This window comes from Paraburkholderia xenovorans (assembly GCF_046030735.1).
Classification (GTDB): Bacteria; Pseudomonadota; Gammaproteobacteria; order Burkholderiales; family Burkholderiaceae; genus Paraburkholderia; species Paraburkholderia xenovorans_A.
The window spans coordinates 189,124-215,185 of the sequence record NZ_JAQQBV010000005.1; the positions used below are offsets into that span (position 1 = coordinate 189,124).

Consider the following 26,062-nt stretch of genomic DNA (forward strand, 5'->3'; position numbering starts at 1 on the left):
GCAAAGCCCATGACTAGTCCGGCTTCCGCTGCCGGCGCGTGCCGCCTGTAGCCGAAGGATCGGTAGGACTGGTGGACCAGTTCCGCTCCAGCTCTTCAAAATCACGGCGTGTGGAATGCAGCAGCCATGTCATCGCTGCCTGGGCTTCCGTCGGCTGGCGTCGGCGGATCGCATCGTAGACATTGCGATGCTGCTCCAGCGCCGTCTCGACTGACGTCTGGCGACTACCGGTCAGGCGAATGCTGCTGTCGAGCGCTGCCTGGACGGTGACGATAAGTTGTTTGAATACCCAGTTGCCCGATGCTTCGATGATCGCGGAGTGAAAACAGAGATCGGCGTCGGGCCAACCTGCTCCACGGGTACCGTGCGCCTCCTGCGCCATGCGGTCGAGGGCTGCGGAAATGCGGGCGAGATCGTGATGGGTGGCGCGCTGTGCCGCGAGTTCAGCCGCGCGTGGTTCGATCGCGAGGCGGGCTTCCAGCAAGGACTGATAGAACGACAGGTCCGTGACGTGTTGAACGGCCGGACCCAGCACGTCGGGATCCAGCAGGTGCCACTCGTTGCGGGGCAGGACCGTGGCTCCCTTGCGGCGTCTGACTTCGATCATGCCGAGTGAACGCAGCTTTTGCATCGCTTCCCGAGCCGCAGTGCGGCTCACGCCGTACGTCGATGCGAGAGCCATCTCTTTGGGCAGCACCGCGCCTGGCGGATAGGCGCCCGACGCGATCTCTTTGACCAGTGTCGATACGATAGCTTCGTGCAGCGTCGTCATGGTTGGCGACTGGGCGCCCTCTGTTGGCAGGTTCACGGTGCAAATAAGTTATACATATAAATTAACGTATCGGTAATATGTATGACAAATTTGGCCGTATCAAGCAGTGTAAACCCGGGGACACTGTCAATTAAGGCCGTCGGTATGACGCACTGTGCGTCGCCAACCTCACCCCACCGACATCTCAAACACCCGCCGATAATTGCCCCCGAGAATCGCCGCCACCTCCGTCTGCGAGAACCCGGCGCCCAGCAAAGCACTGGCGTAATCCGGCAACTGCTCGTAGCTCCTGAACACCGGCGGCGAAATAAAGCCGAGCATGTCCGTCCCCAAACCGACGTGCTCCACGCCGACCACGTCCGCCATCCGCTTGACCCCTTCGGCCATCGCGGACAAATCCCGAAACGATCCCGAACTCGGCCACACGCCGATCACGCCGCCCGTGCCGGCGATCACCCGCGCATGATCCGGCGTGATCATCCGGCTCCTCGCGCTCGGGTGCGCCGCCAGCGCCGAATGCGACAACACCAGCGGTTTGGTCGTCGTGTCGGCCGCGCGTTTCACGAGGTCGTAGGTGCCGTGCGCGACGTCGACGACGATCCCCAGCGCATTGCAGCGCCTGATTACCGCCGCGCCGGTATCGGTCAGGCCGCCGTGAACGGGCGGCTCGGTCTGGATGTCGCCGAGTTCGTTGACCCGGTAGTGCGTCAGTTGCAGATGACGTAACTGATGCTGCGTGTAAGCCTCGTCGACGCGATCCACCTGGCCTTCGAGAAAATCCCCGCCTTCCGACGCCATGATCACGCACGGTCCGAGCGGAGCGAGCGCCGTCAGCGACGCGGAATCCGTCACCACGCGCATCTGCTCACGTTCGATCAAACGATGCGCGCGCTCGAACTCGGTCTGGCCGAGCGCATAGAGTTCGCCCGGCTGCGGCTCGCGCCAGGCTTCGAAACGCTTGCGGTTGTCGGCCACGCGCGTAACGGTAGTATCGGTGACGATCGCCAGACAGATCACGTTCATGCCGCCGCGACGCATCGGCGCGGCCAGCGACGTGAACGGCCGGTTCGCGCCGATTGTCGGATTGCGCGAAATGATCACGCGGCCGGCGTGACTATGCATGTCGATCGTGAAGGTGTCCTTGGGCGGCAGCCATTGCGACGGCGCGCTCGTGGTCTGCGCAGCCGTAGCCGTAGTCGCTGCCGACGCCGCCGCGTCCTGCGGTTCGGTATAGCCCGCGAAACGGCCTGGCGCACAAGCCGTGAGCCCCAACGCAGCGCCGGAGGCCAGAAAGGCACGCCGGCTGAAGGTGCGCGACGGCGTGGGCTGTACATCGAGCGGCCGCGCATCGACCAATCGATAGCGCCATCCCGCGGGGTCGTCCAGCAGCCGCAGCAAACGGCCACGCAACCTGAGCGCGTCCGCTCGCGGAGCCAGCGGCACGGCCATCTGCACCTCGATCGACGTCAACGGATTGCGCGGCACGCAACCGCCGCAGCATGGTTCGTCGGCGCTCAGCAAAAAGTAATCGACGACGTCCGCTTGCGGGTCCAGCGGAATCATCCAGCCGGCGATGTCGACGACCGTGTCGTGCCAGGTGTCGGCGATACCGGTTCGGATAGTTGGCCAGTCGAGCTGCATGAATGCTCCTGTGGGGCGCGGCTTATTGATGAGCCGCGGCTGCGCGGCTTTTGTGGGTAACCAGCGTGCCGGCCATCCGTTCGACCAGCTTCAATGCATCCGCTTTCATCGCGGCAGGATCTTCCGCGCCGTCCAGCAACTGAGCGGCCTCGCACACCATGCTGCCGATCATCCGGGCAGCGAGGTAAGCGTTGGCCTTCGCCTTTTCGCTAGCGGCCGCCTGGCTCGTCAGCGCACCGATCAGCAGCCCGTAGACATGCGCCTCCTCGATCTCGCGACAACGCGCCGGGCCGAGCACCGCGGGCGCCGTTTCGATCACGAGCTGCCGGTAGGCGGGTTCGGTGCACACCTCGAGAAATTCGCGAATGCCGGCGCTCAAGCGTTTCGCTTTCGTCGCCGCTTCGGCTGCGGATTTTACTTTGGCGGCGGCGGCCGCCTGAAGCGATTCGACCAGCGCGTCGAAGAGCTCGGCTTTGTCCGCGAAGTGGTGATAGAACGCGCCGCGGGTCACGCGCGCGCTGCGTGCGATCGCCTCGACGCCGACCTGCTGGTAACCCTCCGCAGCGAACAACTCACCGGCGGCGACGATCAGCGCCTGGCGAGTGGCGTCCGCGTATTCCTCGCGGCGGGATTTAGGCGCTTGGGATGATGGGCCGGGGTTCGGCATGACGGATGTTTTTGCCTCTTGATTTTTCAGATTCGGATTGTAGTATACATACACGATGTATGTGAAAGTCTTGATGTATGTGTTTGGGCGTCAGCGAACACACCCGCACAAGGACTCGACCTTGCGTCGTCCCTCAATCGTTTCAAGGAGCAATCCGAATGACCCCAGCAGAAAAGTACCTTCCGCCCACGGCGGAGCAACTGAGCAATGCCCGCACGGTCGTACAGCGCTTCGCCGAGGAATGGCAAAACCCCGCCGCCGACAATCTGGAAGGGCTCATGCACGAAGACACCCGCAACCTGATTCCACCGATGACGGAACCCGCGGACCGGCGCGGCGTCATCGAACATTTTCGTGGCGTGCTGAGCCAGCTACCGGATCTGAAAGTGGAGGTGTTGCAATGGGCGCCGACGGGCGACGCCGTGATGATCGAATGGCAAGCGTCGGCGACCGTAGCGGGGCAGGCGCTCGAATGGCAGGGCGTCGACCGCTTCAATATCCGCGGCGACCGGATGTACAAAGGGCAGGTGTATTGGGACACGCGACGCGTCGCGGAACAGATGGCCGAAGCGGTCAAACGTGCGCAGCAACGCTAGTTGAGCGAGGTGACTTTCAGCAGTGATCGCTTCAATGAAAAAGGGCGGTTAAAGCCTGAGTGCTTTAACCGCCCGCTACGCGTTCAATTTCAATCCGCGCCGTCAACCCCGCGGCACGCCGTCCTCGACGAGCACGGCCACCGGCATCGTGCCCAACGCATCGCGCAAATTCAGGAGCCCGTTTTCATCGACCTTCGGCGCGGCGGGACTCAACCAGTCGAACAACGCTCGCGAGGATAAATCGACTGGCATCTCGATGGCCGTATCGTCCCATTTCGCCGGATCGACCATCGGCACGTCGTTCGCATCGACAGCATCGCCGAGCAATCCGGCAGCCAGCCGGCTCGCGATCACGACGGCCCACGCATTGCCGCGCCGTCGCGCGAACGCGATCACGTTCGCCGCTTGCTTGCCGCGCACCGTCAACGGCAGATAGGCACCCTGACTCAGCAATTCCGGCAAATGCGCGCGCAGCGCCAGCACCCGCTGCACGAGGGCGAGCTTCACGCGTCCGTCGTGCCACGTCGACAGAAACTCCGACGGCGGTGTCTGCACGAGCCACGCCTCACGCTGCGCGAAATCCACCGGGCGACGATTGTCGGGATCGACCAGACTGAAGTCCCACAACTCGGTGCCTTGATAAAGATCAGGGATCCCAGGCGACGCCAGGCGCAACACGGTCTGCTGCAAACTGTTGAGCGCGCCGGCGCGGCCGATCCGCGCGACGAATGCCGACAGTTCGCTCAGGAAACCGTCGCGCCGCTGCGGCGCGAGAATGTCGAACAGGAAGTCGCGGCAACCGGCTTCGTACGCTTCGTCGGGTGCGAGCCAGTTGGTTTGCAGTTTCGCTTCCCGCAGCGCCTTCAATTGCCATTGCGCGACGCGCTCGGCGAGCTCCTTCACGCCGGCTTCGTCGGCGGGCGACAGGTTCGGCGGCCAGCAACCCACCAGCGTTTGATACAGCATCGCTTCGGCGGCCGGGCCCGGCGCCCAGTCGTAGCTCGTGTCCTGGCCCACGCTGCTGATCGGCGTGCCGTCGAGCGCGCGACGATGCGGTGCGTTCAGCGTCGACCATGCGCGCGACTTCGCGCTCCATTCGTCGGCGATTTCGCTGAGCACCGCGAGACGCGCCCGCACGTCTTCACCGCGTTTGTGGTCGTGGGTCGCGGTGGCGAGCATCGCGTGGGGAAAGCGCTGCGAGCGCTCCAGGTTGGTCGCGTGAAACTGCTCCACCGACAACGAGAACTCGCCCGGATCGGAGCCCACTTCGTTGCGCGACAGCAGACGTCCGTAGCGATAGCACGCTGTGTCTTCCACCGCTTTGGCGGCGACCGGCGCGGTCAATTGCGAGAACAGCGTTTGCGCGGTGCGTCGTGCGGAGCCGGCGTGGCTCGGCGGCGGCGCGCCGTTCTGCTGTGGCTGGGCCGGCGCGTTCGGCCGCGTGGCGGGTGTGTCGTCGGCGCTGCCGCCGAGCCACGCGTTCACGCGCTCCAGCACCACGTAGTCCGCCCGCGATAGCGCGGCGCGCGCACCGGCCAGCGCCTGATCGAAATACACGTTGTCTTCCGCGCTGCGCAGGCCGTTCTGCGGATACACGCGATACACCGGAAAATGCACGACCAGTTCGGTGAGCACGCGTCGCAGCGCAGTGAACGTGAAGTCGCGCGTCGTCAGCGAATCTCGGGCGATGCGATGCAACGCACGTGCCGCACGATCCAGTTCCGCCGAGAGGTTTTCGGCCAGAATCTTGCGACGCGCGACGATGGCCTCGTCGGCGAACTTCGCGCTGCGGCTGGTGAGTTCAGCCCACGTGGTGGCGAGCGGCTCGGCGCCGGCCGGATCGTGCAGCAACGCGCCCACGTCGTTCATGAAGTCGTAGCCGGTCGTGCCGTCCACGGGCCAATCGTCGCGCAACGGTTCGCCGCGTCCGAGAATTTTCTCGACGACCACATAAGGCGTGGTGTCGCGCAACTCGGTCAGACGTTGACGCAGACGCTGGCAATACTCGCGCGGCTCGGCAAGACCGTCGACGTGATCGATCCGCAAGCCGTCCACCACGCCTTCCTGATAGAGACGGAACACCATCGCGTGGACCGCCTCGAACACTTCGGGTCGTTCGACGCGTACACCGGCCAGCGTCGAAATATCGAAGAAGCGCCGCCAGTTCACTTCGTCGGACGCAGTGCGCCACCACGCCAGCCGGAAATGCTGCCGTTCGATCAGCCGATGCAAGCGGTCGCGCGTGACGGGGTCGGCTGCCGCATACGCTTCCAGCACGATCTCGACGGCGGACTCGCCGTGCTGCGCGACGAATTCGCGCAGCATGTCGCGGCCTTCGACGGCGCGCGGCTGATCGGTGGGTTGCGTCGTCAGACCCTGGAAGCGTTCGGCGAGCGCCGCGAGATCGGCGCGATCCGCGCTTTGCAGAATCGACGCGTAATCGGTCGGGCACACCGGCAGCACATGCGGACCGTAGCCGATATAAAAACGCCCGATCCGGGCGTCGAACTTCAATTCGATGCGACCCGCGGCGAGTTCTTCGCCGTAAGGCGCGCCGAGTGTCGGCACCAGCACCTTGCCGCGCAAAGCTGGATCGGGCGAATGCCAGTCGACGTCGAAATGGCGCGCATACGCGCTATGCCGTCCCCATTCGAGGATATCGAGCCACCACGCGTTGCTCGAACCGCCGACGCCCATGTGGTTCGGCACCACGTCGACGATCAGCCCCATTCCGTGAGCGTGCAGTTTGTCGACGAGACGTCTCAAAGCCGGCTCGCCGCCGCATTCGGCGCTGACCTGCGTGTAGTCGACGGTGTCGTAGCCGTGCATCGAGCCCGGCTCGGCGGTGGTAATCGGCGACGCGTAGAGGTGGCTGATGCCGAGCGCGGCGAAGTAGTCGACGTGCTTCGCGGCGTCGTCGAAGGTGAAGCCTCGATGGAACTGGAGGCGAAGCGTGGAGCGCGGGACGGTCATGGCGTATCAGGCTCCGAAGAAGCGTTAAGGGAAAAAGCAGAAGCAGTGCGCGCGCGATCGACCGCCAGCAGGCGATCGCAAAACGTATCGTTGTCGAACAGTTCTTCGACGGGCACGCTCACGCGGCGGCGCCAGTTCGGATGTTCGTCGATCGAGCCGGGCAGGTTCGGCTGCTCGACCTGCGCAAGCAGATCTTCGAGCGGAAAGGTGACGAGCGGGCCGGGCGTCGCCGCGACGAACGCGAGCGCTTCGTCCACCGGCGCCTCGCCGGGCGGCGGCGCGGCGACATCCGGCGCGGCTACGCCCGCTTGCTGAAACGCGCTCCACAACAGCGTGCGATCTTCGGCGCGCTGTTCCTGCGCCGCTTCCTCCGGATCGCGGCCGTCGGCGCGCGCCAGCGTCTGGCCGATGCGGTTGCGCCACACGATGTCGGCGCCGCGCCACCAGCCCGCGACCGTCGGCAGATCGTGCGTGGTGGTCGTGCCGACTGCGTTGCGGTCCCACTCGTGCGGCGGCTTGAAGCCCTTGCCGCCGTTCGTCGCGCCTTCGAACCACAGCACACGAATGCCGGCGATCGCATGTTCGTCGAGCCGTTCGCGAAAGCCGGGCGGCACGGTGCCGAGATCTTCGCCGATCACGATCGCGCGATGCCGCCACGATTCGAGCGCGATGAGACGCAGCAGATCTTCGAGCGGATAGCGCAGATACGCGCCGTTGCGCGCGCTTTCGCCTTCGGGCACGAGCCACAGTCGGCGCAAACCGAGAATGTGATCGATGCGGATGCCGCCTGCGTGCGCGAACGCGGCGCGCAGCATGTCGATGAATGCGGAGAAGCCTTGCGTGCGCATCGCGCGCGGCGAGAAGGTCGTGAGGCCCCACGCCTGGCCCGCCTGGTTGAACAGGTCCGGCGGCGCGCCGACCGACACGCCTTGCAGCATGTCGTCGCGATACGACCACGCGTGACTGCCGGCGCTGTCGCAGCCCACGGCCAGATCGGCGATCAGACCGACTGCCATCCCGGCATCGCTCGCGGCTTGCTGGGCGTGCGACAAACCCTTGGCCGCCAGCCATTGCAGAAACAGATGGAAATCGACCTCGTGACGATGCGCGTCGGCGAATGCTTCGACTTCCGGGCTGCGTGGATCGCGCAACGCGTCGGGCCAGTCGCGCCAATGACCTTGACCGTCTTCCTGCGCGAGTTGCGCCGCCTGTAGCGCTTCGAAACGCGCGTGGTCTTCGAGCGCGCGACCGGCGCGTTCGCAGAAGCCGTGAAATTCCAGCGCGCGCGGTGTGTCTTTCGCGCGTTCCTGTGTACAGAAGGTCTCGTACAACGCGCGCAATACCTTCAGTTTCAGCACGACTGCGTTCGGCCAGTCGATCAGCGGCAGGTCTTCGAGCGCAGACCACGCTGCGCCGCCTTGCGCGGTGTCGAGCGCCGCGTGCGCGGCTTCGGCGCCGAACACCGCGGCCGGGTCGATATGCGTGACGTTCAACCACAAACGCGACGACGGCGAATACGGACTGAAGCGATTCGGCTCCGCGCTGAACATCGCATGGGTCGGACTGACGGCGAGCGCGTGAGCACCGCGTTTCGCACTTTGCACGGCCATTTGCGCGAGCGCCGTGTAATCGCCGATGCCGCCGTCGCCCGTGCGGCGCAGCCCGTATAACTGCGCGGCGACGCCCCACAGCGGCGGCGCTTTTTTTGCAGCGGCAGAGGCGGCGTCGCCGGTGCCGCCATGCAGCGTGCGCCAGGCGTCGGCGACGCTGTAGCAATGCGCCGGCGCCACCGCCAACGTGATGCGTTGCTCGTTGATCACGAGCGTGTGATAGCCGGGTTCGTCGATCGGCGAGAGCAGCGCCTGCTCGCCTTTGGGCGCCGTAAAGCGGCCGTCGATGATCGCGCCGCTTTCGAGCTCGATCCGGTAGTGACTGCCGGATTTGATCGCCGCGGCCGGCAGTGCGATGCCGCGCTCGACCTCGGCGGTCATCAGCGGCGGGAGTTTGCGGCCGGACAACTCGGCGTCCAGCGCGGCGGCGCTTTGACGGATCTGCGTCGCGTTCGCGCACGGCAGGCCCATTCGTTCGAGCAGCACGGCGAGCGTGCTCTCGGGCACGTGCTGGGTCTCGTGGTGCGCGTCCTCCCACTCCACCTCGAAGCCGGCGCGAGTAGCAAGGGTCAAGATCGTATCGGTTTGACGGCGGGTGGCGCTCACGCGTTGTGCTCCTGTTGACCGGCGATGCGGGCATCGTGGCCGGCGGCGTAATCGCACACACTGCCGGTGAGCCACGCGGCAAACGCATCCGGCGGCAAGACTTTGGCGTCGATCTGCTCGCGCACGCGCGGCGGCGTTTCGAACACGAGCTTGCCGTGCGGCACATCCGCGAGCGCCACGTTGTCCTTCGACAGATTCAGCGCAATCGACAGCGTTTCGCCGTCGGCGAGTTTCCAGCGGGCGATCAGCGCGTTCGCGTCGCTGCCGTCGACGCCGCTCAGCACGGTCGCACCGAGCGCTTTCGAATGCTTCAGGCGCGGCGTGATCAGTTTGGCCCGCACGGCAAGCGCGGATTGGTAAAAGTGCCGCCATTCGAGGCGGTCTTTCGCTTCCTCGTCCGCAGCTTGCGTTTGCGTTTGCGTCGCCGAGTCCGGCGGCGACGATGCCGCGAACGTCTTCACGTCGTTCGGATCGGGAATCTGCGCGCGTCGCTTTTCGTCGCTGAACGACGAGAAGCGTGCGAATTCACGCCGACGTCCTTCGCGCACGGCATCGGCGAGATCGCCGCTGTAGTCGGTGAAAAACAGGAACGGCTGCGTCGAGCCGTGTTCCTCGTCCATGAACAGCAGCGGAATTTGCGGCGACAGCAACAGCAGGCCGGTGGCGGCGCGCAACGCTTCGTCGGAAGTCAGTTTGCGCAGACGCTCGCCGAATGCGCGGTTGCCGATCTGATCGTGGTTCTGCAAAAACATCACGAACGAAGTGGGCGGCAGATGCCCGCTCGCTTCGCCGCGCGGCGCGCCGTCGTGAATCGGCGACGGGTCGCCCTGATACGCAAAGCCCTCGGACAACACGCGCGCAAGTCGCCGGATCGGCTGGTCCTCGTATGCGTGATAGTAGCCTTCGGTTTCGCGCGTCAACAGCACGTGCAGCGTGTTGTGCGCGTCGTCGTTCCATTGCGCGTCGAAATGATCGTCGAGCAGGCTCGCGCTGTTGTGTTCGTTCTCCAGCACCAGATGCACGTGCCGGCCGTGCTGCACCTTCGCGCGGATATGGTCCGACAGGTCGCGCAGCCACGTGGGGTTGTCGATTGCGTGGACCGCGTCGAAGCGCAGGCCGTCGATCCGATATTCGTTGATCCAGTAGACCGCGTTGTCCGTGAAGAAGTCGCTCACTTCACTGCGCGCGAAATCGATCGCCGGACCCCACGGTGTATGCGTGTCTTCGCGAAAAAACGAGCGCGCGTATTTGTGCAGATAGTTGCCGTCCGGACCGAAATGGTTGTAGACCACGTCGAGAAACACTTGCAGGCCGAGACCGTGCGCGGCGTCGACCAGCGCTTTCAGTGCTTCGGGGCGGCCGTAAGCGGAATCGGGTGCGTACGGCAGCACGCCGTCGTAACCCCAGTTGTGCTTGCCGGGAAAATCGTTCAGCGGCATCAACTCGATGGCCGTCACGCCGAGCGCGGCGAGCGCCGGCAAACGCTTCTGCACGCCCGCATAGCCGCCCATCGCGCCGACATGCAACTCGTACAGCACGGTCTCTTCCCACGGCCGTCCGTGCCAGTTCGTGTGCTCCCAGCGGTACGCGCGCGGGTCGATCACTTCGCTCGGACCGTGCACGTCTTGCGGCTGGAAGCGCGACGCAGGGTCGGGCACCGCATGTTCGCCATCGAGCCGGAAGCGATACAGCGTGCCCGCGCCGCTGTCGACGGTTGCTTCGAACCAGCCATTGCCGGTCGCGGTCATTTCATGCGCGCCCTGCGCCGGGCCATTGTCGATTTCCACCTGGACGATTTTGCACGATGGCGCCCAGAAGCGAAACCGCGTGCGCGGCCTGGCGCCTGCCGCACCCAGCAACTGCGCGCTGAACGGCAGGCAGTGCGCGTGATGATGCGCGTGAGGATCGATCGGACTTTCAGACATGATTCGTCACCATTCGGTTTTGCTTGCGTCGCTGCCCGGCGCTTGCGCGCCCGGATCGGGCGGCAGCGCGGTCAACAGGCGAGGCCCGTGTTGCGGACCCGCTTTCCAGCCCGCCTGCCAATCCGTTTCGCCGACCGGCTGCGCCGCGAGCATCACGAGACCGCGCGCGCCGACTTCCACCTCGGCAGCGGCCAGACGATGCGGCGTGTTGTCCGGCTCAACTGTGTCTAACAGCACGTGCCATTCCAGGTGCGGTGCGGGAGGCGTGAAACGCAGCGCATCGGCGGACGCGTTCAGCATCATCAACAATACTTCTGTTTCGCCATTCAAGCCGGGCCCCGCGCGACGCAGCGTGAACGCGCGGCCTTCCGGGTCCTGCCAGGCCTCGATCGTGAGCGGATCGCCGTGTTCGTCGAACCAGCCGATATCGAACAGGCCGGGCAATTCCTCGCGGTCGCCGAACAGAAAGCGCGTCTCGCGTAACAGCGGATGTTGTTTGCGCAACGCGATCACTCGTGCGACGAACTCCGTCATTTGCTGAGCGTCGGGGGCTTGCGCGTGTTCCCAGTCGATCCAGGACAGCGCGTTGTCCTGGCAATACGCGTTGTTGTTGCCGTTCTGCGTGCGCAGCAGTTCGTCGCCGGCCAGCACCATCGGCGTGCCGAGTGCGATCAGCAGCGTGGCGATCAGCGAGCGGGCCACGCGGCGGCGCGTTTCGAGAATCGCCGGATCGTCGCTCGGACCTTCCGCGCCCCAATTGCGGCTGCAATTTTCATTGTGGCCGTCGTTGTTGCCTTCGCGGTTCGCGTCGTTGTGCTTCTGCTCGTAGGCAGTGACGTCGGCAAGCGTGAAGCCGTCGTGCGATGTGACGAAGTTCACCGACGCCCACGGCTTCCTGAAACGCCGGTTGAACAGATCGGCCGAGCCGGTCAGACGCGCGGCGAGATCGGGCCGCAAACCCGCGTCGCCGCGCCAGAAGCGGCGCACGGTATCGCGGAAACGGTCGTTCCATTCGGCGAAACCCGGCGGATGATTGCCGAGCTGATAGCCGCCGGGGCCGATGTCCCACGGTTCGGAAATCAGCTTGCGTTGCGACAGGATCGGGTCCTGGCGCAACGCGTCGAAGAAACCGGAACCGGGGTCGAAGCCGTGCTGCTCGCGGCCGAGCGTCACACCCAGATCGAAACGGAAGCCGTCGATATTGAACGCCGTCGACCAGTAGCGCAGCGAATCCATCACCATCTGCAACACGCGTGGATGCGGCAGGTTCACGGTATTGCCGCAACCCGTGTCGTTGATATGGTGGCGTTCGTCGCCGGGAATCAGGCGGTAGTAGCTCGCGTTGTCGAGGCCGCGCCACGATACGGTGGGGCCCATCTCGTTGCCTTCGCAGGTGTGGTTGTAGACCACGTCGAGAATCACTTCGATGCCGGCCGCGTGCAATTGACGCACGGCAATGCGCATTTCGTCGAGCCGATGCGTGCTCAGATACGACGGTTCCGGTGCGAAAAATGCCGCCGTGTTGTAACCCCAGTAGTTGCGCAGGCCGCGCTCCACCAGAAAACGATCGTTCAGAAACGCATGCACCGGCAGCAGTTCGACGGCGGTCACGCCGAGCTTCAGCAGGTGTTCGATGAACTCCGGCGAAGCCAGCGCGGCGAACGTGCCGCGCTCGTGCTGGCGCAGATCGGCGCGCAGCATCGACGCGCCGCGCACATGCGTTTCATAAACAACGGTTTCGCCCCACGGCACGTTCGGGCGTTTGTCGTGCGACCAGTCGAATGCTTCGTCGATCACCACGCATTTCGGCATGGCCGGCGCCGAATCGCGCCGGTCGATGGAAAGGTCCGCGCGATTCGAATGCACGCGATGGCTGAAGAGCGCATCCGACCAGCGGAATTGTCCGACCAGCTTGCGCGCATACGGATCGAGCAGCAGCTTGTGCGGATTGAAGCGATGCCCATGCTGCGGCTGATACGGACCATGCGCGCGAAAACCGTAAGCGGTACCGGGATGTGCGTTGGGCAGATAGCCGTGCCAGACCTCGTCGGTGCATTCGGGCAGCGTGAAGCGGCGGATTTCCTTGCGACCGGTGGGATCGAACAGGCAAAGCTCGATTTTCTGCGCGTTCGCCGAAAACACCGCAAAGTTGACGCCGAGACCGTCCCAACTGGCGCCGAGCGGATAGGGCGAGCCCGGCAATAGCCGGTCGGGCATGGCATGCGACATGATTCCCCTTCCTTGTTCTGAGTTATGAACGCGCTCATGGGTCTTCATGCAACGATCGCGCGGCTAGAAGGCCGCGCGATCGCTCTACGGCATGGCTGTCAATCCGCGCGCAGGACGATGGTCGCGAGCGGCGGCAGAACCAGCGCGGCGGAATTCGGCCGGCCGTGGCTCGAGATGTCCTCCGTGTGGATCAGGCCGCCGTTGCCCATATTCGAGCCGCCGTACACGCCAGCGTCCGTATTCAGCACCTCGACCCAACGGCCGCCGCGCGGCATACCCATCCGGTAACCGACGCGCGGCACCGGCGTCATGTTGCAGACCACCACCAGATCGCCGCTCGCGCCGTCTGTTCGGCGATACGCGTACACGCTGTTGCCGTTGTCGTCGCCGATCAGCCATTCGAAGCCGCCCGGCTCGCTGTCGAGCACATGTAGCGCCGGCTCCTGGCTGTACAGATGATTCAGATCGCGCACCAGCTTTTGCAAGCCGTGATGGTGTTCGTCGTCGAGCAGATGCCAGTGCGGCGACGTGTCGTGATTGAACTCCGCCATCTGGCCGAATTCGCCGCCCATGAACAGCAGCTTTTTGCCGGGGTGCGTCCACATGAAACCGAAGTACGCGCGCAGGTTGGCGAACTTCTGCCATCTGTCGCCGGGCATCTTGCCGAGCAGCGAGCCCTTGCCGTGGACGACTTCGTCGTGCGAAAGCGGCAGCACGAAGCGCTCCGAATACGCGTACACCATCCCGAAGGTCATCATGTGGTGATGGTATTGGCGATAGACCGGATCCTCTTCCATGTAGTGCAGCGTGTCGTGCATCCAGCCCATGTTCCACTTGAAGTCGAAACCGAGACCGCCGTCCGCCACTTTCGCGGTCACGCCGGGCCACGCGGTCGATTCCTCGGCGATCGTCATCGCGCCCGGTGCGCCGGGCACGTAGCGCACTTCGTGATTGAGCCGCTTCAGGAATGCAATCGATTCGAGGTTTTCGCGGCCGCCATAGATATTCGGCACCCATTCGTCGGCCTTGCGCGAGTAGTCGCGATACAGCATCGACGCCACCGCATCCACGCGCAAACCGTCGACGTGATAACGCTTCAGCCATGCGAGACCCGACGCGATCAGGAACGCGCTCACCTCGTTGCGGCCGAGGTTGTAGATCATCGTGTTCCAGTCCTGGTGATAGCCTTCGCGCGGATCGGCGTGCTCGTAGAGCGGCGTGCCGTCGAAGTTCACGAGGCCGTGCGCGTCGTTCGGAAAGTGCGCGGGCACCCAGTCGAGAATCACGCCGATGCCGGCCTCGTGCGCTTTATCGACGAACCCCGCGAATTCTTCGGGCTTGCCGAAGCGCGCGGACGGCGCGAATTGCCCGAGCGGCTGATAGCCCCACGAACCGCCGAACGGGTGCTCGGCAATCGGCATGAACTCGACGTGCGTGAAGCCCATGCTCTTCACGTACGGAATCAGACGCTCCGCCAGCTCTTCCCAGACGAGACCGCGTTGTCCTTCTTCGGCGACGCGCAGCCAGGATTCCGCGTGCACTTCGTAGATCGTGATCGGCGAGCGCGGCGTGTGCTTGTCGGCGCGGGATTGAATCCAGTCGTGATCGGTCCATTGAAACTGTTCGATCTCGTCGACATGCGCGACCACCGAAGCGGTGCCCGGCGGCTTCTCCGTCTGCATCGCGCAGGGATCGGCCTTCAGCGGCAGCGGATGGCCGTCGCGGCTCAGCAGCTCGTACTTGTAGCGCGTGCCGTGCCCAACGCGCGGCACGAACAGTTCCCACACGCCTGCCTGATGCCGCAGCCGCATCGGATGACGGCGGCCGTCCCACGCATTGAAGTCGCCGACTACCGACACGCGCCGCGCATTCGGCGCCCATACCGCGAAGCGTACGCCCGGCACGCCGTCGAGTTCCATCGGCCGCGAACCGAGACATTCGAGCACCGCGTACGGATCGCCGTTCGCGAGCCGCCCGAGCGGCTCGTCGCCGAGTACCGGCGCGAACGAGTAGGTATCCTCGATTTCCTGCACCACGCCATGCCAGTCGATGCGCAAACGATACGGCGCCGCGGACGCCACGCGACCGGCGAACAGCCCCGGCCGCAATTGTTCGAGCTCGCCGAGCAGCGATCCGTCGGTACGCGCAATCACGCTGACATGCGCGGCGTTCGGCAGCAGCGCACGCACCACCGGACCCGCGTCCGTCTGATGCAGCCCGAGTTGCGAGAACGGATCGGGGTGACGCGCTTCGACAAGCGCGTCGATATCGAGAGGTTGCAGGCCAGCGGCCGGATCGTGCTCACTCATAGTCGCCCTCGGCCGGATTAGGCGGTGTGGCGGCGCCAGGCGCCTGGGTTGACGGGTCTTGCGGCGTGCCGGTGTCGCCCAGCAGACGGCTGGCGAGCGCGGCGAGGCCGCGCACCGGCAGACTGAGCCACGTCGGACGGTTCGCCGCTTCGTAACGGATTTCGTACGCGGCCTTTTCGATCAGGAACAGATCGAGCAACGCCTGTTCCGCTTCCGGCGCGACGAGCGGGGTCGGCGATTCGGCGACGGCGCTGCGGTATTCGCTGAGGAACGTTTCGGTCGCATAGGCGCGGAAGCGGTCGAACAGCGCGCGTTTGCGATCGGCGGTTTGCTGCGGCGCGCTTTCGGTCGTGGACTGCGCCGCCGCACTCGCATACGACAGCGAGCGCATCAAACCGGCCACGTCGCGCAACGGGCTCGACTTCTGGCGGCGTTCGTCGAGCGAGCGCGCCGGCTCGCCTTCGAAGTCGATCAGATACGCGTCGCCTTGTGCGACCAGCACCTGGCCCAGATGGAAGTCGCCGTGGATGCGAATCCGCAGCGCGCCCGCGTTGTCGTCGACCAGTTTGTTGACCGCGTCGACAAGCGCCGCGCGGCGGTCGAGCAGACTCTGCGCCAACGCCTTGATTTCCGGATCGGACATCTGGCCGACGCGCGGCGCGAGCAGATCGAGCGCGCTGGCAAGCATGGTTTGCGTGCCGTCGATCCACGCCTTCACCTGCTCGGCGGTGGCGGGTTCCGGCGCGAACGCGGGGTCGTCGGTCGGCGACGCGAGCGCCACATGCAACTCACCGAGCCGGCGGCCGACGATGCCGGCCAGCGCGCTATAGCCTTCCACGAGAATCGTTTCCTTGTCGCGGTCCGGCGCGGATTGCGCATCGGTGTCGACGGCGATCGCGAGTTCGTCCACCGAGCGGCGCAGATAATCGAGCGACCAGTTCCACGCGTCGCCCTGATTGTCGATGAAGCCTTGCAGGATACACAGCGTGTGCGGCACGCCTTCCGGATCGACGCGCACCACTTCGCCATACAGCGGCGCGGTGTTTGCGTAGCCGAGCTGGGTCAGATAACGGCTGATTTCCGCTTCCGGATGAATGCCGCTCACCAGCCGGCGCACCAGCTTCAGCACCGCGACGTCCGCGATGATCAGCGAGCTGTTGCTCTGCTCCGCGGCGAGCCAGCGAATCTCCGGACGCTCGCCGAGTTCACCGAGTTCGTCGAAGCGTTCAGTCGGAATGAACCTGATCTCGCTCTTCTGCACGGTCGGCACCACGGCGCGTTCGCGCAGCTTGCGCATCACGCCGTGAGCGAAGATCGGCAGCGCGAATGCATCGGTCAGATGACCGACGTTGCGGCCCCGGCGCACGCGAGCCAGCGCCAGTTGCATGAACAGCGGGAAGGTGGTTTCGCCGCCCCACGTGATCGCGATCGGCACCACGTAGCGCTCGGTGTGGTCGCCCACGTCCGCTTCGATTTCAGTGAACGCGAAGCCGCCGTTCGGGATCGTGGTCAGCGCGGCGAGGCGCACCGCGTGCATCTTCTGATCCTTCGACGCAAACCAGCGGCGGCGGCTGAGCCACGACGGCAGCACTTCGGATTCGAGCAACCGCACGTTCTCCGGCGTCGGACCGACCTGGCCTTCGCGGATCACGATCGTGACGAATTCCGGCAGCGGTTCCGAATGCGCCTGCGCCCACGTCGGACGCTGGCCGCCCGGGCACAGCATGAACCACAGGAAACCGTACGGCGGGAAGGTCAGCAAATAGGTGAGCTGGCCGATCGCAGGGAACACGGAATCGGCGGTCATTTCGATCGGCACCGAGCCGTTGAATTCGGACAGATCGAGTTCCACCGCTTGCGGCGCGCGCGACAGGTTCGCCACGCACAGAATTGGCGGCTCGCCCGGCATCTCGCGCAGATACGCGAGAATCTTGCGGTTTTCCGGCTTCAGGAAGCGAATCGTGCCGCGTCCGAACGTCTGCTTTGCGCGGCGTGTGGCCAGCATGCGGCGCGTCCAGTTCAGCAGCGAATGCGGATCGCGGCTTTGTGCTTCGACATTGACCGCGTCGAAGCCGTACAGCGAGCCCATCACCGGCGGCAGCACCAGTTGTTCAGGATCGGCGCGCGAAAAGCCGCCGTTGCGGTCGGACGACCACTGCATCGGCGTGCGTACGCCGTCGCGGTCGCCGAGGTGGATGTTGTCGCCCATCCCGAGTTCGTCGCCGTAATAGATCACCGGCGTGCCGGGCATCGAAAGCAGCAGCGAATTGATCAGCTCGATACGGCGACGGTCGCGCTCCATCAGCGGCGCAAGACGGCGGCGAATGCCCAGATTCAGCCGCGCGCGGCGGTCGCTCGCGTAGGTGTTCCACAAATAATCGCGCTCCGAATCCGTGACCATTTCGAGCGTCAGTTCATCGTGATTGCGCAGGAAAATCGCCCACTGGTTAGTCTCGGCGAGGTCCGGCGTTTGCCGCATGATGTCGGTGATCGGAAAGCGATCTTCGCTCGCGATCGACATGTAGATGCGCGGCATCAGCGGGAAATGAAACGCCATGTGGCATTCGTCTTCGTCGCCGAAATATTCCTTCACGTCTTCCGGCCACTGATTCGCTTCGGCGAGCAGCATCCGGTTCGGATATTCGGCGTCGATGGTCGCGCGGATTTTCTTCAGGACCGCGTGCGTTTCCGGCAGGTTCTCGTTGTTCGTGCCTTCGCGTTCGACCAGATACGGCACCGCGTCGAGGCGCAGACCGTCGATGCCCATGTCGAGCCAGAAGCGCATCACCTGCAGCACTTCCTTCAGCACGGCCGGGTTGTCGAAGTTCAGATCGGGCTGGTGCGAGTAGAAACGGTGCCAGTAATAAGCACCCGCGACGGGATCGTGCGTCCAGTTCGACGGTTCCGAATCGATGAAGATGATCCGCGTTTCCTGGTACTTCTGATCGGTGTTCGACCACACATAGTAGTTGCGATGATTCGAACCCGGTTTCGCGCGGCGCGCGCGCTGAAACCACGGATGCTGATCCGATGTGTGGTTGATCACCAGTTCGGTGATCACGCGAATACCGCGTGCGTGTGCTTCCTGAATGAAGCGCTTCACGTCCGACAACTGCCCGTAATCGGGATGCACGTTGCGGTAATCGGCGATGTCGTAGCCGTCGTCGCGCCGTGGCGACGGATAGAACGGCAGCAGCCAGATCGCATTCACGCCAAGCTCGGCAATGTAATCGAGCTTCGCGATCAGGCCGGGAAAATCGCCGACGCCGTCGTTGTTCGCGTCGAAGAACGACTTGATGTGCACCTGATAAATGATCGCGTCTTTGTACCAGAGCGGATCGTCGCTCAGGACCGTGGGTTTGCCGCGCCGATTGGCGCGCGGCCTGGCCGTGTTGCCAGGGGCATTGCCCACTGGCGATTGCGACGTGGTTTGGGCTGGATCGTCACGCTTCATGTCGCACCTTCCGTAAAGGTTGGGTTGCCAGCGTCGGCGTGATGGGCGCTGTCGGAGTCGCTGTCGGCTTCAGTCGGACGCTCGGCCGGCAGGCCGCCGAGCGGCGCGATGCGCCAGATCGAGAACGGCTGGCCGGAGCCGAGCTGGATATGCTGCCAGCGGCCATGCCATTCGAAGCGCGCGCCGGTCATCTGATCGGTGATTTCCAGCGCGCCGTGATCGTGCAGATTCCATTGCTGGAAGGTTTCCCACGACAACTCGATATCTGCGCCCTGCTCGTTGAACGGATCGAGATTGATCGCGACGAGGATCACGTTGTCGCGCGCCTCGGTCGCTTTCTCGAAGAACAGGATGTGGTCGTTGTGTGCGGGCAGGAACGTGAGACCGAGATGCGATTGCAGCGCGGGGTTCGCGCGGCGGATCCTGTTCAACGCACTGATTTCGCCGACGATGTTGCCTGGGCGGTTCCAGTCCCACGCGCGCAATTGGTACTTCTCGGAGTCGAGATATTCTTCGCTGTTCGGTAGCGCAGCGGCCTCGCACAACTCGAAACCGCTATATACGCCCCACAAACCCGCGAGAGTAGACGCCAGCGCCGCGCGGATCAGAAAGCCCGAACGCCCGGACGACTGCAAATGGCGCGGATTGATGTCCGGCGTATTGACGAAGAAATTCGGCCGGTAGAAGTCGCGCGCATCGGTCTGCGTGAGCTCGGTCATGTACTCGATGAAATCGCGCTTGGACTCGCGCCACGTGAAATACGTGTACGACTGCGAGAAGCCGATCTTGCCGAGCCGGTTCATCATGCGTGGCCGCGTGAACGCTTCCGCCAGAAAGATCGTGTCCGGGAAGCGCGACCGCACGTCGCCGATCACCCATTCCCAGAACGGCAGCGGCTTGGTGTGCGGATTGTCGATGCGGAAAATGTGCACGCCCGCGTCGATCCAGAACAGGAACACGTCGCGCAGCGCGAGCCACAAGTCGGGCTTGGCGTCGTGCGCATAGAAATCGGGATTGACGATGTCCTGATACTTCTTCGGCGGATTTTCAGCGTAGCGCAGCGTGCCGTCGGGGCGCCACGCGAACCACGTCGGATGTTCCTTCAGCCACGGATGATCCGGCGAGCACTGCACCGCGAAGTCGAGCGCGATTTCGAGGCCGTGCTCGTGCGCGGCGGCGAGCATCTTCCTGAAATCGTCGAGTGTGCCGAGCTGCGGATGCACGGCGGTGTGTCCGCCTTCCGCGCCGCCGATCGCATACGGGCTGCCGACGTCGCCCGGTTGCGCGGTCAGCGTGTTGTTGCGGCCTTTGCGGTTCGCCACGCCGATCGGGTGGATCGGCGGAAAGTACAGCACGTCGAAACCCATGTCGCGGATGCGCGGCAGTTTCGCGATCACGTCGGCGAAGGTGCCGTGGCGTGACTCGTCGTCGCTCATCGAACGGGGGAAGATTTCGTACCAGCTTGCGAAGCGCGCGGCGGTCCGTTCGGCGTCGATCCGGTAGACGATCGGATCGCGGCTCAGGAACGGCCGATGGCGCGCGGCGGTCATCGCTTTTGCCGTGGTTGGCGCGAGCAGCAGCGCGAGCTTCGTTTCGGCATCGGCTTTCGTGAACACCTTCACGATGTGTTCGAGCGGTTCGGTCACCGCGCCTTCCACTGTCTCCACTTCGGCGAGCACCAGCGCGAACAGATGCGACGCTTCGTCGAGTTCAAGCTCGACGGTCTGGCCGGCCTTCAGCTTCTTCTGCACGTGCTCGACCAGCGACGCAAAGTCGTCTCGCCACGCGATCACCGTGAATTCGTGACGGCCCATCCGCTCCAGCGAAATGCGCGCTGTCCAGATGTCGAGGCCGGCGGGTTGCGCCGGGGCCATCGGCACTTCGTGCCACGCGGTTTCGTCGGCGGCGCGCCAGATGACGGCGGCGGCGATCTTGTCGTGACCTTCGGCGAAGATCGCGGCGCTGATCTCCGCCTGCTCGCCGACCGTGCGCTTGACCGGAAAGCGTCCGTTGTCGACCGAAGGCGTCACGCTTTCGATCGCCACGCGTGGCGCAGCGATCGCTTCAACGACAGTTTTCTTGCCGCTGCGCTTGCTGTTCGATTTGTCGATCGGCGGGGCGAGACAGATCGGCTTTTCGGCTAGCGCGCGAAACAATCGGACCGCGCCGGGCGCCAGCGTGAACGGCGTGAGTGTCGCCGCGGCGACATGGCCGGGTGCGTCGAGCGGAACGAAGCGCGTGAAGTTGCCGGGCACGCCGGCGAGGAAGCGCGCCGGATCGACGCGCACCGGTGCGCCGAGTTCGGGGTTGATCGCGAACAGGATCGCTTCGCTGGCGTCGCGCAGGTCGGGTTGATCGGCGCGCAACAGCACCGCAGCGGGTGCGCCGGGGCCGCTCAGCGGGCGCAATTCGCCGTTCGCGTGCAGCGTCTGGGTCTTGCGCGCCACTTCGTTCACATGCGTGACGGCTTCGGTCAGATCGAACGGTTTGTTTTGTACAGCGAGTGCGAACTGCGATGCATCGCCGCGCGTCTGCGACATCGGTTCGCGGATGCCGTATTCGAAGCCCATCGGCATCAGCCAGCCGGTGCCGGTCGCGGCGGCGGTGAACAACGCGCGCCGGTAAGCGCGGCCGACGATCGCGGCGTCGTGCGCATCGCTCAGGTCGGCGGCGAGGCGCGTGCCATACGGCGCTTCGGGAAAGGCAATCGGCGCGCCGATGCGCGCGAGCGCGGCGTGTTCCTCGACCATCCAGCTCGCGCGGAAGTCCCACCAGCGCACCGACGTGAAGACGCTGTCGAAGCCCGCGTCTTGAAGCCCGAGCAGATCCTGGCGGGCAAGCCCTGGCGTCGCGGCGAGAAAGCGCACATGCGGATGCCTCGTGCGCACCGCGTCGCCGAGGCGACGCCACACGTCAGCCGGCACGCGATGCGGCGAGTCGAAGCGAAAACCGCCCACACCCGCATCGACGAGCGCCATCAATTGCTGGGACCACCAGCCGACGAGCGCCGCGCTGCTGCCGGTATCGGAGAAATTCGCATACGCGACGTTGTCCTCACGATGCACGTGACGTGGATCGAGTCGCGCCTCTTCGGATTCGCGGGGGTGGAACCAGTCGCCCTGTTCGGCGTACAGCGCGCCATCCGCGGCCATCCGGTCGATCACCAGATCGACCAGCAAGGTCAAACCCTGCTGATGGGCGGCATCCGCAAGCGTGCGGATCGCGTCGGTGGCGCTCTGCTGGGTCTCGAACACGGGATGCAGCCGGGCGTGATTGCCGACTACCTGCCCGTGACCGCCTTGCCCAGGCTCGAACACGCCGCCTATCAGCGCATGATCGAAGCCCAGCGCGGCGGCATGGGCGAACTGCCCAGGCCATGCATCGAGTGGCCCAACGAGAAGTGAATGAAAAAAGTAGATCCGCGGCGCGTACCCGTTTGGAGATTCCATCGGTCGTTTCCAGATTCGTCCTGCTGCGGTGTGGATGCAATAGGCATGCGATCACAACGCTCATTGGGCTTCCAGAGCCGGATACCGCGCGCTGCTAACGCGAAGGCGCGTACTGGTCAATGTAGTGCAAAGATCGTCACGCCGCTGGCCAGTTACGGGTGCTTTGACGCCAGGCAACGGTTGCACGGGCGCTGGCCAGAACTATTCGCAAGACGCAGCAAACGGTGTGCCAGTGGGTTGGCTGCACGGTGAACAGGGAGGCGAGCGTGCGCCACGCCGGAACGTGCGCGGGGAGGGTGAACGACAGACGGGAGTACAGCGGCGCACGGAGCGCGTGTAAAACGGGCGGCGGCCGTCCGGGTTTTACACGCGCGGTGGCAAAGGTATGCGCGAAGGTGTGGACGAAGGGGCGCGAAGGCGGTTCGCTTGCCGCAAAAGGCGAAGCTGCGGTGATGTCATGGTGACGTCACGGCGACGTCACGAACCGAGCAGGCCCGCCGCGATGTTCACGCACAGGCCGAGCACGGCCACGTTGAAATAGAACGACAGCACCGATTGCGCGAGCGTCGCGCGGCGAATCGAGCGCGACCGCAGGACGACGTCCGAGGTTTGCGAAGCCACGGCGATCGTGAACGAGAAGTACAGGAAGTCCCAGTAGTCCGGTTGCAGTCCGTGGTCGGGGAACAGCAGCGGTGTTTCTTTCGCGTCGGGGTCGTAATACAGCCGCGCGTAGTGCAGCGTGAAGATGGTCGGGATCATGAACCACGCGCCGATCAGCGTGAGACCGGTCAGCGCGTAGTGCCAGACGGTCGAACTGCCGGCCGTGCCTTTGGCCGAAACCAGTTCCAGCACGATCGCCGCGATGCTCGCGACGGTCGCCACGCAGATCACGAACAGCACGACGCCCGCGTTCTCGTCGTCGCGGCGCGCATAGTCGCGCACGAAGCCTTCGTCGGCGACGGCCATGTGCACCCAGATCATCACCAGATAGCTCCAGACTGCGGCGTCCCAGCCGGCCAGTATGCTCACCATCGGCCGCGTATGTTGCGGCACGAGGAGCGCCGTCACGACGCCGATAACGAGCCCGATCAACATACGTGGACGATTGCGAAGCACCGTTGGAAGATATTTGATGAGCATGGGGTACCCAGTGTGGTCGTTGTCGCGGATTCTACCCGCGCGCGCGGCGCCATTTGTCGAATGGGCCGGTCACAAGCTATAGTCTTCCGCAGCGGGCTTGCGAGCCGCTTTCAGTTGAAAGGCGATTGGCAGCCAACAGCCTTTATTGTTCCGCACACAAAGACCGCTCGAGCGGCGCCAGACCAGGTTTGGGGTAGAGGAATCGATGCAATGTGCGCGGCTTTGTCGCGTATTCCCACGTTGCACATTGAGAGTGACTCACGATCGACTCACCATCTGGAGTATCCATGACAGATGTCCCAGAGAATAACGATGCGCACCACGAAGTGACGCATCCGGACGGATCTTCGCCGTCCTTGTTTTCGTCCTCTCGCTCATCGCGTTCGTCGTATTCATCGCGTTCGTTTGTTTCGTCGTCCGCTTCGTCGTCCTTCTCTGCCTCGCGCCGCGCGTGGGTGCTCGGCGCTTGTGCAACCGCTGCCGCGCTCGCGTTCGCCGGCGCCGGCCGTTCGCTGTCGTGGATCGCGCCGGCTTTCGCTGACGCGCCACCCGCCGGCGGCGGCCTCGACGCGTTCCTCGCGCTGTCGCAGCGTCTCACCGGTCGCACGAGCTTCGACACCGTGCTCGGCAAACGCGTGTATGACGCCCTTGCTAAATCCGACGGCCAGTTCACGCAGAACGTCGCCGCGCTCAACACGTGGCTGCAAAGCCATGGCGGGGTGCCGTCCGATACCGTCACGCAGGCTTTGCAGGCGGAACAGCCGCCGCTGGCGAAGTCGGTCGGTGCGATCATGCGCGCCTGGTATCTCGGGCTCGTGGGCGACGCGCCGCACGTCGACGTGATCGCTTATGAAAAAGCGCTGATGTTCGAGCCGGTGAAGGACGTGCTCACGATTCCATCGTATTGCCGCGACGTGCCGTTCTACTGGACCCACAAGCCGCTCGCCGCCTGAACGGCGTTCCTCTCGCGCGTGCTGTCGTATTCGCCGGATTCGCCGGATTCACGGCGGCAGCGGCACGCGAAACCAGCAAGCAACGCTATAAGCCAGCAGAAGAGAGAAGAGGGCAAGCATGGCAAACTCAAATTCCGCCGACATCGTTGTAGTCGGCTCGGGCGTGGCCGGCGGTCTGGTCGCGCATCAGATGGCGCTCGCCGGCGCGTCGGTGATTCTGCTCGAAGCCGGCCCGCGCATTCCGCGTTGGCAGATCGTCGAGAACTTTCGCAACTCGCCGGCCAAAGCGGACTTCGCGACACCGTATCCGTCGACGCCTTACGCTCCGCACCCCGAGTACGCGCCCGCCAATCATTATCTGATCCAGAAGGGTGACTATCCGTATAACTCACAGTACGTGCGGCTGGTGGGCGGTACGACGTGGCACTGGGCGGCCGCCGCGTGGCGGCTGTTGCCGTCGGATTTCCAGTTGCACAAACTGTACGGCGTGGGCCGTGACTGGCCGTATCCGTATGAAACACTGGAGCCGTGGTATTCGGCGGCTGAAGTGCAACTGGGCGTGTCCGGTCCGGATGCGTCGGTCGATCTCGGCTCGCCGCGTTCGAAACCCTATCCGATGAGCGCGTTGCCGCTCTCGTATATGGACCAGCGCTTCAGCGACGTGCTCAACGCGCAGGGCTTCAAGGTGGTGCCCGAGCCGGTTGCGCGCAACAGCCGTCCGTACGACGAGCGGCCCACCTGCTGCGGCAACAACAACTGCATGCCGATCTGCCCGATCGCCGCGATGTACAACGGTGTAGTGCATGCAGAGAAAGCCGAGCAGGCCGGTGCGAAGCTGATTCCTGAAGCGGTGGTGTATCGCATCGAAGCCGACAACCAGGGCCTCGTCACCGCGGTCCACTACAAAGACCCGAACGGCAACAGCACCCGCGTGACCGGCAAGCTGTTCGTGCTCGCCGCGAACGGGATCGAAACGCCGAAGCTGATGCTGATGTCGACCTCCGACAAATTCCCGCACGGCGTCGGCAACAGTTCCGATCAGGTGGGCCGCAATCTGATGGACCATCCGGGCACGGGCGTCGCGTTTCTCGCGAACGAGCCGCTCTGGCCGGGACGCGGGCCGATGGAAATGACGTCGATCGTCAACTTCCGCGACGGCGCGTTCCGCTCGGATTACGCAGCGAAGAAGCTGCATCTGTCGAACGGCGTGATGACGCCGGGCGTGACCGCCACGCTGCTGCAACAGGGCCTGACGGGTGCCGAACTCGACCGGCAGATTCGCGACCGCTCCGCGCGCACGCTGAACATCAACAGCTTTCACGAGCATCTACCCGAGCCGCAGAATCGCGTGGTGCCGTCGGCCGATCACAAGGATGCGCTCGGCATTCCGCAGCCCGAAATCTATTACTCGATCAACGACTACGTGAAGAAAAGCGCCGCGAACACGCACGAACTGTATGCGCAGATCGCAGCGCTGTTCGGCGGCGCCGAAGTCACGTTCGACGACACCTTCGCGCCGAACAACCACATCATGGGCACCACGATCATGGGTCACGACGCGGCGGATTCCGTCGTCGATGCGGACTGCCGCACGCACGATCACTCCAATCTGTTCATCGCCAGCAGCGGTGTGATGCCGACTGCGGCTTCGGTGAATTGCACGCTGACGATTGCCGCGTTGTCGCTGAAACTCGCCGACAAACTCAAGCATGAAATCTGAGCCCCACTGGAGAGCCGC

The 26,062-nt window shown here is 64.5% G+C and carries 14 protein-coding genes; 3 read left to right on the forward strand and 11 right to left on the reverse strand.

Features of this window, described 5'->3' with window-relative positions:
* Positions 1-13: 13 nt before the first annotated feature.
* The 3 genes from PQQ51_RS06995 to PQQ51_RS07005 form a co-directional block, all read right to left on the reverse strand.
* Positions 14-772: a FadR/GntR family transcriptional regulator gene (locus tag PQQ51_RS06995; protein ID WP_408495958.1), complete on the reverse strand. Its 759-nt coding sequence runs from the start codon at positions 770-772 to the stop codon at positions 14-16.
* Between the two features lie 168 nt (positions 773-940).
* Positions 941-2,413 (reverse strand): dipeptidase, encoded by a 1,473-nt coding sequence (locus PQQ51_RS07000; RefSeq protein WP_408495959.1) that lies wholly within the window; start codon positions 2,411-2,413, stop codon positions 941-943.
* Positions 2,414-2,435: 22 nt separating this feature from the next.
* Positions 2,436-3,080 carry a TetR/AcrR family transcriptional regulator gene (locus PQQ51_RS07005; RefSeq protein WP_408495960.1) on the reverse strand — a complete coding sequence of 215 codons (645 nt, stop codon included), beginning with the start codon at positions 3,078-3,080 and terminating at the stop codon, positions 2,436-2,438.
* Positions 3,081-3,238: 158 nt separating this feature from the next.
* Here PQQ51_RS07005 and PQQ51_RS07010 point away from each other — a divergent pair, with 158 nt between their 5' ends.
* Entirely contained in the window at positions 3,239-3,676 is a 438-nt protein-coding gene (locus PQQ51_RS07010) for a nuclear transport factor 2 family protein (protein WP_408495962.1), read from the forward strand.
* Between the two features lie 102 nt (positions 3,677-3,778).
* Here PQQ51_RS07010 and treY read toward each other — a convergent pair whose 3' ends face one another.
* The 8 genes from treY to PQQ51_RS07050 form a co-directional block, all read right to left on the reverse strand.
* On the reverse strand, positions 3,779-6,649 hold the full coding sequence (treY, locus tag PQQ51_RS07015; protein WP_408495963.1) for a malto-oligosyltrehalose synthase: 2,871 nt from the start codon (positions 6,647-6,649) through the stop codon (positions 3,779-3,781).
* On the reverse strand, positions 6,646-8,865 hold the full coding sequence (gene malQ, locus PQQ51_RS07020; protein ID WP_408495965.1) for a 4-alpha-glucanotransferase: 2,220 nt from the start codon (positions 8,863-8,865) through the stop codon (positions 6,646-6,648). The genes treY and malQ overlap by 4 nt, the downstream gene beginning before the upstream one ends.
* Positions 8,862-10,790: a malto-oligosyltrehalose trehalohydrolase gene (gene treZ / locus PQQ51_RS07025; protein ID WP_408495966.1), complete on the reverse strand. Its 1,929-nt coding sequence runs from the start codon at positions 10,788-10,790 to the stop codon at positions 8,862-8,864. The genes malQ and treZ overlap by 4 nt, the downstream gene beginning before the upstream one ends.
* Before the next feature lie 6 nt (positions 10,791-10,796).
* On the reverse strand, positions 10,797-13,019 hold the full coding sequence (gene glgX / locus PQQ51_RS07030) for a glycogen debranching protein GlgX (protein WP_408495967.1): 2,223 nt from the start codon (positions 13,017-13,019) through the stop codon (positions 10,797-10,799).
* A gap of 98 nt (positions 13,020-13,117) precedes the next feature.
* Positions 13,118-15,328 (reverse strand): 1,4-alpha-glucan branching protein GlgB, encoded by a 2,211-nt coding sequence (glgB, locus tag PQQ51_RS07035; protein ID WP_408495969.1) that lies wholly within the window; start codon positions 15,326-15,328, stop codon positions 13,118-13,120.
* Positions 15,321-18,782, reverse strand: coding sequence for a maltose alpha-D-glucosyltransferase (gene treS / locus PQQ51_RS07040; protein ID WP_408495971.1), 3,462 nt, complete (start codon positions 18,780-18,782; stop codon positions 15,321-15,323). Before treS ends, glgB begins: the two co-directional genes overlap by 8 nt.
* Positions 18,779-22,231, reverse strand: a complete 3,453-nt coding sequence (locus PQQ51_RS07045) for a maltotransferase domain-containing protein (protein ID WP_408495973.1) — start codon at positions 22,229-22,231, stop codon at positions 18,779-18,781. Before PQQ51_RS07045 ends, treS begins: the two co-directional genes overlap by 4 nt.
* A 477-nt stretch (positions 22,232-22,708) precedes the next feature.
* Complete coding sequence (locus PQQ51_RS07050) at positions 22,709-23,371, reverse strand: DUF1345 domain-containing protein (RefSeq protein ID WP_408495975.1); 663 nt, start codon at positions 23,369-23,371, stop codon at positions 22,709-22,711.
* Between the two features lie 287 nt (positions 23,372-23,658).
* Here PQQ51_RS07050 and PQQ51_RS07055 point away from each other — a divergent pair, with 287 nt between their 5' ends.
* Entirely contained in the window at positions 23,659-24,324 is a 666-nt protein-coding gene (locus PQQ51_RS07055; RefSeq protein ID WP_408495977.1) for a sugar dehydrogenase complex small subunit, read from the forward strand.
* A 118-nt stretch (positions 24,325-24,442) separates the two neighbouring features.
* A complete protein-coding gene (locus PQQ51_RS07060) occupies positions 24,443-26,044 on the forward strand; it encodes a GMC family oxidoreductase (protein ID WP_408495979.1) in 1,602 nt (533 codons plus the stop codon).
* Positions 26,045-26,062 lie beyond the last annotated feature (18 nt).

Coding starts and splice junctions, on each gene's coding strand:
- PQQ51_RS06995 (WP_408495958.1), bottom strand. CDS start 772: ATGACGACGCTGCACGAAGCTATCGTATCGACACTGGTCAAAGAGATC.
- PQQ51_RS07000 (WP_408495959.1), bottom strand. CDS start 2,413: ATGCAGCTCGACTGGCCAACTATCCGAACCGGTATCGCCGACACCTGG.
- PQQ51_RS07005 (WP_408495960.1), bottom strand. CDS start 3,080: ATGCCGAACCCCGGCCCATCATCCCAAGCGCCTAAATCCCGCCGCGAG.
- PQQ51_RS07010 (WP_408495962.1), top strand. CDS start 3,239: ATGACCCCAGCAGAAAAGTACCTTCCGCCCACGGCGGAGCAACTGAGC.
- treY (WP_408495963.1), bottom strand. CDS start 6,649: ATGACCGTCCCGCGCTCCACGCTTCGCCTCCAGTTCCATCGAGGCTTC.
- treZ (WP_408495966.1), bottom strand. CDS start 10,790: ATGTCTGAAAGTCCGATCGATCCTCACGCGCATCATCACGCGCACTGC.
- glgX (WP_408495967.1), bottom strand. CDS start 13,019: ATGTCGCATGCCATGCCCGACCGGCTATTGCCGGGCTCGCCCTATCCG.
- glgB (WP_408495969.1), bottom strand. CDS start 15,328: ATGAGTGAGCACGATCCGGCCGCTGGCCTGCAACCTCTCGATATCGAC.
- treS (WP_408495971.1), bottom strand. CDS start 18,782: ATGAAGCGTGACGATCCAGCCCAAACCACGTCGCAATCGCCAGTGGGC.
- PQQ51_RS07045 (WP_408495973.1), bottom strand. CDS start 22,231: ATGGAATCTCCAAACGGGTACGCGCCGCGGATCTACTTTTTTCATTCA.
- PQQ51_RS07050 (WP_408495975.1), bottom strand. CDS start 23,371: ATGCTCATCAAATATCTTCCAACGGTGCTTCGCAATCGTCCACGTATG.
- PQQ51_RS07055 (WP_408495977.1), top strand. CDS start 23,659: ATGACAGATGTCCCAGAGAATAACGATGCGCACCACGAAGTGACGCAT.
- PQQ51_RS07060 (WP_408495979.1), top strand. CDS start 24,443: ATGGCAAACTCAAATTCCGCCGACATCGTTGTAGTCGGCTCGGGCGTG.